Source organism: Sphingomonas bacterium (assembly GCF_903643035.1).
GTDB lineage: Bacteria > Pseudomonadota > Alphaproteobacteria > Sphingomonadales > Sphingomonadaceae > Sphingomonas.
This window is the reverse complement of the sequence record NZ_CAHJWW010000302.1, coordinates 1-3,159: the sequence shown is the minus strand read 5'-3', so window position 1 is coordinate 3,159 and position 3,159 is coordinate 1. Positions and strand designations below refer to the sequence as shown.

4 protein-coding genes are annotated in these 3,159 nt (G+C 69.8%); 3 read left to right on the top strand and 1 reads right to left on the bottom strand.

What is annotated here, in order from left to right; translation table 11 throughout:
- Positions 1 to 339 precede the first annotated feature (339 nt).
- Entirely contained in the window at positions 340 to 1,071 is a 732-nt protein-coding gene (locus HUV01_RS14260) for a class I SAM-dependent methyltransferase (protein ID WP_174298871.1), read from the bottom strand.
- 132 nt (positions 1,072 to 1,203) lie between these two features.
- On the opposite strand from HUV01_RS14260, the gene mutM reads away from it, so the two are divergent.
- From mutM to HUV01_RS14245, 3 genes are all read left to right on the top strand, one after another.
- Entirely contained in the window at positions 1,204 to 2,022 is an 819-nt protein-coding gene (mutM, locus tag HUV01_RS14255; protein WP_174298870.1) for a bifunctional DNA-formamidopyrimidine glycosylase/DNA-(apurinic or apyrimidinic site) lyase, read from the top strand.
- A gap of 94 nt (positions 2,023 to 2,116) precedes the next feature.
- Positions 2,117 to 2,380, top strand: coding sequence for a 30S ribosomal protein S20 (gene rpsT / locus HUV01_RS14250; protein WP_174298869.1), 264 nt, complete (start codon positions 2,117 to 2,119; stop codon positions 2,378 to 2,380).
- A gap of 427 nt (positions 2,381 to 2,807) precedes the next feature.
- Positions 2,808 to 3,159 (top strand): DnaA N-terminal domain-containing protein (locus tag HUV01_RS14245; protein WP_302480070.1); only part of this gene is annotated, 352 nt, incomplete at its 3' end.

Here is a 3,159-nt window from a genome sequence, read left to right as displayed (position 1 = left end):
AACCGCGCGAGCCGCACGAGCCGGCGCAGGCCCGGCGGCGTGCCGGGATCGCGCTCGATCCCGCGCAGCGCGCCGTGGCGGGCAAGGATGCGTCCCCAGCGGATCAGCCGCCACGCATGGACGGCGGAGGATGTCATCGCGAAGCCTTGTTCCATCCGCCCGCGTTCCATCCGCCCGCGCGGATGCGGCGCCATCCGTCATCCGCCTTCGGACGATGCCGCGCATCGCCGGAACCCCGGCGGCTTGCGCCCGGTCCCCCACCCGACCTCCCGATCGGGGTACGCAGCCGGAGGTCGGGTGGGGCAGCGGGCTGGTGCCGGCGCCTGGACGAACGGCCGGTCAAATCTTCCAGCCGCCGTGGATCGCGACCAGCCCGCCGAGCAGCGGCTCGACGGAGGTGCGCGTGAACCCCGCCTCGTCGATCATAGTCCGGAACCGCTCGAGGTCGGGGAACCGCCGGATCGACTCGATCAGATAGCGATAGCTGTCCGCGTCGCCCGCCAGCATCCGGCCGAGCTTTGGCACCACCCGATGCGAATAGGCGTCGTACACGTCCTTGAAGCCGGGCCATCGCGTCGTCGAGAACTCCAGGCACCAGAAGCGTCCGCCCCGGCGCAGCACGCGATGCGCCTCGCGCAGCGCCGCGGGGATGTCCGTCACGTTCCGGATGCCGAACGCGATCGTGTAGGCGTCGAACGAGCGGTCCGCAAAGGCGAGCGTCTCCGCGTTCGCTTCCGTCCAGACGAGCCCGGCGATCCCGCGTTTCGCCGCGCGATCGATGCCGACGTCCAGCATCGCGGGGTTGATGTCGGCGACCGTCACCTGCGCCCCGGACGCGGAAAGCCGGAAGGCGATGTCGCCGGTGCCGCCCGCCATGTCGAGGATCCGCTCGCCCTCGCGCGGCTTTACCCGGCGCACGAACCGGTCTTTCCACAGCCGGTGCATGCCGCCCGACATCGCGTCGTTCATCAGGTCGTAGCGTGCGGCGACGCTGTTGAAGACGCCGCCGACGCGGGCGGTCTTCTCGTCGGGGGAAACGTCTTCGTAGCCGAAGGAGACGGTGTCGTTCATGCGCCGTGTCCTAGCGGCGGGAGGGTCGCAACGCCACCGCCCTCATGGTCCCGGCCGCGCGATCCCGGCCCTCCTATCCCGGCCTTCCGGTCTTGCCCTCGCAGTCCCGGGCGACGACACTATCTGCCGTCCATGCCCGAACTGCCCGAAGTCGAGACCACCGTGCGCGGCCTGCGCCCCGTGCTGGAGGGACGCAGGCTCGCCCTCGTCGAGACGCGGCGCGCGGACCTGCGCCGCGCCTTTCCCGTCGACCTGCGCCAGCGGATGACCGGCGCCACCGTGACGGGCCTGTCCCGGCGCGCGAAATACGGGCTGGTCGAGACCGATCGCGGCGACACGATGATCTTCCACCTCGGCATGTCGGGCCGCTGGCGGGTCGATCCGGGCGAGCTGCTGGCGCACGACCACCTGCTGCTGGAGACCGCCGACGGCCGGCGACTGGCGCTGCACGATCCGCGCCGGTTCGGGTCGGTGGACCTGTTGCCGACCGCGGACCTCGCCGCCTGGCCGTCGTTCCGCGCGCTCGGGCCGGAGCCTCTCGGCCCCGACCTCTCGGGCGCGATGCTGCTGGCCGCGTTCGAAGGCCGACGCGCGCCGGTCAAGGCGATGCTGCTAGACCAGCGGATCGTCGCCGGGCTGGGCAACATCTATATCTGCGAGGCGCTCCACCTGGCGCGCATCGCCCCCTCGCGGGCCGCGGGGCGGATAGCGCGGTTCCGGCTCGACCGGCTGGCCGTGGCGATCCGCGCCGTGCTGCTCGCCGCGATCGAGGCGGGCGGGTCGACCCTGCGCGACTATGCGCGGCCGGACGGCGAGCTTGGCTATTTCTCGAAACAGTGGCGCGTCTATGGTCGTGGGGGAGAGCCGTGCCCGGCGTGCTCAACGCCCGTGCTGCGGCGCGCGGAAGGTGGCCGCTCGACCTTCTGGTGTCCTGCCTGCCAGCGCGGTTGACCTTGCCGGTGCGTCTGGGTACAGCCGCGCACAGCAAGGGCGATGGGCAGGTCCCGCCGCCCCTTTTTCCGTCCCATCAGGTTCGAGGCAGTTCATGGCGAATACGCCGCAAGCGAAGAAGCGCATCCGTCGCAACGATCGGCGGGCCGAGATCAACGGGGCGCGGGTCGGTCGGATCCGCACGTTCGTGAAGAGGGTGGAGGCGGCGCTCGCGTCGGGTGACAAGGTAGCTGCTGCGACTGCGCTCCATGAGGTCCAGCCCGAGCTTGCGCGCGGAGTCGCCAAGGGCGTTCTTCACCGCAATACCGCGAGCCGCAAGTTCGCGCGGCTGACCAAGGCGTTGTCGGCGCTGGCCTGACATTCACCCTGCCGTACCGCTCTCCTGGCGGTATCGTCCGCACCATGACCCGCCGGCGAAACCGGCGGGGTTTTTCGTGTGTCGCCGCGATGCGGGAACCATCGCAGAAGGTCTGAGTCCCCGCCTGATTCGATGCAGGCAAGCAACTCCGCAAACCATTAATGTAATGATATCAAAGAGATGAAAGATAGTTTGACGCATTTCCGCGGCTGTTGCGCTGTCAATCCCGTTTATTTCGGAAATGAGACACCGTTCGACTTGATCGTTCACCCGAAGCCTTCATAACCACCTCCATCGCGCCGGCATCGCCGCCGCGGTCGCTTGAAATCGACGGAGTCGAACGTGGTCACGGGCCGCGTACGGGGACGTTTGTGCCGTTGGCAGGACGGTCGCGACAAGTCTGTCCGCGGCCGGAGGAGAGGTGCGCGTGGACGATTTGCGGGGCGGAGGTGACGGCATCGGCGACCTCGCCCGCGCATGGGAACAGGTGCGCGCGCACCTGCGCGACTCGGCGGGCGCGCGCCTGTTCGACCAGTGGCTCAAACCCATGGAGCTGGTCGCCGGCGAGCCGGCCGCCGACACCGTCCGGCTCGCCTTGCCGTCGGCGTTCATGACCAACTGGGTGCGCAACCATTACGCCGACCGGCTGGTGCACGAGTTCCGTGCGCTGCTGCCCGGCGTGCGCAGCGTCTCCATCGAGACGCGCTGCGCCGCCCCGGCGACATCGATGGTCCTGGCGCAACCGGCTTCCGAGCCTCCGCCGGCGCCGCCACCGTCGG

Bases quoted from the DNA above. Each gene is read 5' to 3' on its own strand.
- HUV01_RS14260 (WP_174298871.1), bottom strand. From the start codon at position 1,071: ATGAACGACACCGTCTCCTTCGGCTACGAAGACGTTTCCCCCGACGAG.
- mutM (WP_174298870.1), top strand. From the start codon at position 1,204: ATGCCCGAACTGCCCGAAGTCGAGACCACCGTGCGCGGCCTGCGCCCC.
- rpsT (WP_174298869.1), top strand. From the start codon at position 2,117: ATGGCGAATACGCCGCAAGCGAAGAAGCGCATCCGTCGCAACGATCGG.